Source organism: Calditrichota bacterium (genome assembly GCA_014359355.1).
Classification (GTDB): domain Bacteria; phylum Zhuqueibacterota; class Zhuqueibacteria; order JANLFK01; family Oleimicrobiaceae; genus Oleimicrobium.
On record JACIZP010000277.1, the window covers coordinates 1 to 3159 of the forward strand.

Genomic DNA, 3159 nt, shown 5'->3' on the forward strand with positions numbered 1-3159 from the left:
TCCATACTGAATACCGCAGTCAACCAGGTCGCCTTCGCGGGAAATGCCTTCGCCGAAAATGATGTCGAACTGAGCCTCACGGAAAGGTGGAGCCAGTTTATTCTCAGCAAGCAGAAAAGGGGCCTGACGGGGGCGCGAAACGGCTGCGAAACGCAAGAAGCGGTGGCTCTGGGCGAGAAGGAACACGGCCAACCAGGGGAATATTCCCAGCTACTCACCCGCTCCCATAGGCTTGATCTTGCACCCGCACGCGTGGCCGGCTCTTACGCGACCCAGCACAGGACGCTGGAGAAAACTAACCCGGCCCACAGTGGAAGAGGCCGGTCAGTACAGGAGCATCATCTTCTTCACGTCCACAAACTCGCCGGCCCGCAGGCGGCAGAGGTACACTCCAGAGGCGACGCGCGCTCCCTGTTGATCACGGCCGTTCCAGAGCACGGTGTAGTGCCCCGGTCCCCGCCGCTCATTAACCAGCGTGCAAACCAGCTCCCCAGTCACGCTGAACACCTCCATGAGCACGCTGCTCTGCTTGGGAAGACCGAACCTGAGCAGCGTGGAAGCGTTGAAGGGGTTGGGAAAGTTCTGCGCCAAGTAGTAGGCTGTGGGTACCTCCTCGTTGCGCTCCCTGTGGACTCTGGACTTGGTGCGGTGGTAGACCAAGACGCCGCTGCCATCGGACGCAGCATAGATCCGGCTTGGGTCCTTGGGGTCGACGCGGATCTTGGTCACGGCCCCAAAGTGCGGAGGGAGACCTGCTTCCATTGGTTGCCAGTTTGCGCCGGCGTCGTAGCTCACGTAAAGTTCGGTACCAGCTGCGTAGACGACGTTTGTGTCCACCGGGTCAATGGCGACGGATACGACGTAGTGGCCGCTCCCCAGGCGGATGCCGCGGTTGACGGGCTCCCATGACCTCCCCTGATCGTGGGACCTGTGGACCCCCTCAAGAGTGGAAATCGCGGCAAAAAGAGTCCGGGGATTGACGGGGTTTATGGCAAGGTCCATGACCTCACGCCATGTCTCCGATAAATACGCAGGAAAGGCAGGCGCCCACTGTTCTCCTCCATCGGTGGAGATATACAAGCCGTGCGGCTCAGTGATATGGCGGGAGCGGACACCCGCGTAAACAACTTGCGGATTAGTTGGGTCGACTGCCACTAGTTCCACTATGCCCGTTGGCAGACCGCCGTTGCTAGGGTGCCAGGAGTTTCCCCCATCCGGACTCTTGAACAGACCCCCGTACATGGTCCCGCAATAGAGCACGTCGGAATCGAGGGGGTCTGCTACCACACAGAGGGGCAGCAGCGACCTCATGGGGCCGCTCACGTCCAGCCACGACAGCCCGGCATCGCGGCTAACCATGACGCCGTCGAGGAAATAACGGGGTGGTCCTGCTGGGCGAATGTAGGCCGCGTAGAGCGCAGGAGGCGAGGTGGGCGCAATCGCCCGAGAGGAAACCTGCAACTCCCCTATGTCGGCCTCTGCGTCTACCCAGTCTACCCCCCAGTTGTCGCTATAGTAGACACCAGCCCCGTCCACCCCAGTCCAGACGCGTGTGGGGGTCCTTGTGGTATCAAACGCAAGGAAATAGCACTGGCTTGCGACCAGGCCGGTGGCCCGTCTGCACCAAGTCCTGCCCCCATCATATGTTGCATATAGGCCATCGCACGTGCCCAAGAGAAGCCGTGTGGAGTCGAGGGGCAGAATGCAGTTGACAGCAGTGTTCGCCAGACCAGCACTCCGCTCCTCCCACGAAGAACCGCCGTCGCGGGTCACATAGAGCCCATCCAGGGTACCCACATACAGCCACGACGAGCGCGGACCGCCCCAGGCCAACGCGCCGAACTCCACGCGGCGCTGTCTGAAGGAGATCCCTGTAACCTCCCGCCATGGGCTGGTGCCGTCCCCCACGTAGACTCCATCCACCGTGCCTGCCACAATGTCGCGCCCCCCAAGCGTTGGTGGCAGCACGGCTACCACCGGCTGCCCGGCCAGGTTGTAGCTGATGTCCGCCCATAGCCAATCCCCCTTACCTCCTGGTGACCAGTGCCTGCGAAATACCCCATCCCTTGCCCCCAAGAGCAGTGTGTCACCATTGGCGTCCCAGCTCATGTGCAGGGCGGCGCTGCCCGCAAGACCGGCGTTGGCCCAGGTCCAGGTTGCACCACCGTCCTTGGAGATCGTCACTCCCGACGTGGAATAGTTCCCCACGATGAGGACGCCGGGGACTGTAGGATCCACGAGCAGGACTACTGGCGCCATTTTTTGCTGAGGAGGATAGGAGATGCCCTGCCAGGTCACTCCGGCATCCCAGCTAGTGAACAGGACCCAGCGGGTTGCATAGTAAATAGGGTTCCCCACATGAGGCGAAACCACTACATCGGCGATGTCCCAGCCTGATATGTGCGAAGCCAGATTCGGCTGCCAAGCTGGTGCGACGCAAAAGGTCCAGCTGTGCCCGGTATCGCTACTTGCGAATAGTCCCGCTTCGCCCATATGCATGAAGAGCAACTCCGGGCGTGCGGGGCTCCGCACGAGACGTTTCACAGTGCCAGCAATCGGACCCGAGGATGACCAGCGGTCATCACCGGCAACCGAGCGAGACAAGCCACAGCACACCACCGCCCACACAGCGGTGAGAACAGCATACAAGCTGCGTCGGGACGGCATGTTGGTTCCTCCTTGCCGTGAAGACTCACACAGAACCAGGGGCCGGGCCGGCCATGGAGCTCAGCACTCCGTGACTACGGGACGCTCACACATGCCTGGTTCCACGCATTGGCAGCCGCATAACAATACTCTCCGGCCAGAACCCAGTCGAAGTACCGATACCACCCCCTACACACGTCTTGATGGCTCAGCCAGTCGTAATACCAATCGGTGTCATACGGTTTCACATCTGGCCACAGTAACTGCCCGTCACGGTAGAGGGACAGGGCTGGACAGCTCCCGTGGTCGCAGTACCAGTCCACTTGAATTTCATACGACCAGGGTATTACGGTCATGAGGCCTATAGGTCCAGAAAAGCCCAACATGCCATACAGCAAGCAGAAAAGGGGCCTGACGGGGGCGCGAAACGGCTGCGAAACGCAAGAAGCGGTGGCTCTGGGCGAGAAGGAACACGGCCAACCAGGGGAATATTCCCAGCTACTCACCCGCTCC

The 3159-nt window shown here is 60.9% G+C and carries 3 protein-coding genes; all 3 read right to left on the reverse strand.

Translation table 11 applies throughout. The annotated features are described in order from the left end of the window. A partial coding sequence (locus H5U38_12155) for a hypothetical protein (GenBank protein ID MBC7187776.1) occupies positions 1–210 on the reverse strand: 210 nt, incomplete at its 3' end. Positions 211–324: 114 nt separating this feature from the next. Beyond that, on the reverse strand, positions 325–2259 hold the full coding sequence (locus H5U38_12160) for a T9SS type A sorting domain-containing protein (protein MBC7187777.1): 1935 nt from the start codon (positions 2257–2259) through the stop codon (positions 325–327). A gap of 482 nt (positions 2260–2741) precedes the next feature. Then, a complete protein-coding gene (locus tag H5U38_12165) occupies positions 2742–3002 on the reverse strand; it encodes a hypothetical protein (GenBank protein ID MBC7187778.1) in 261 nt (86 codons plus the stop codon). Positions 3003–3159: the final 157 nt, after the last annotated feature.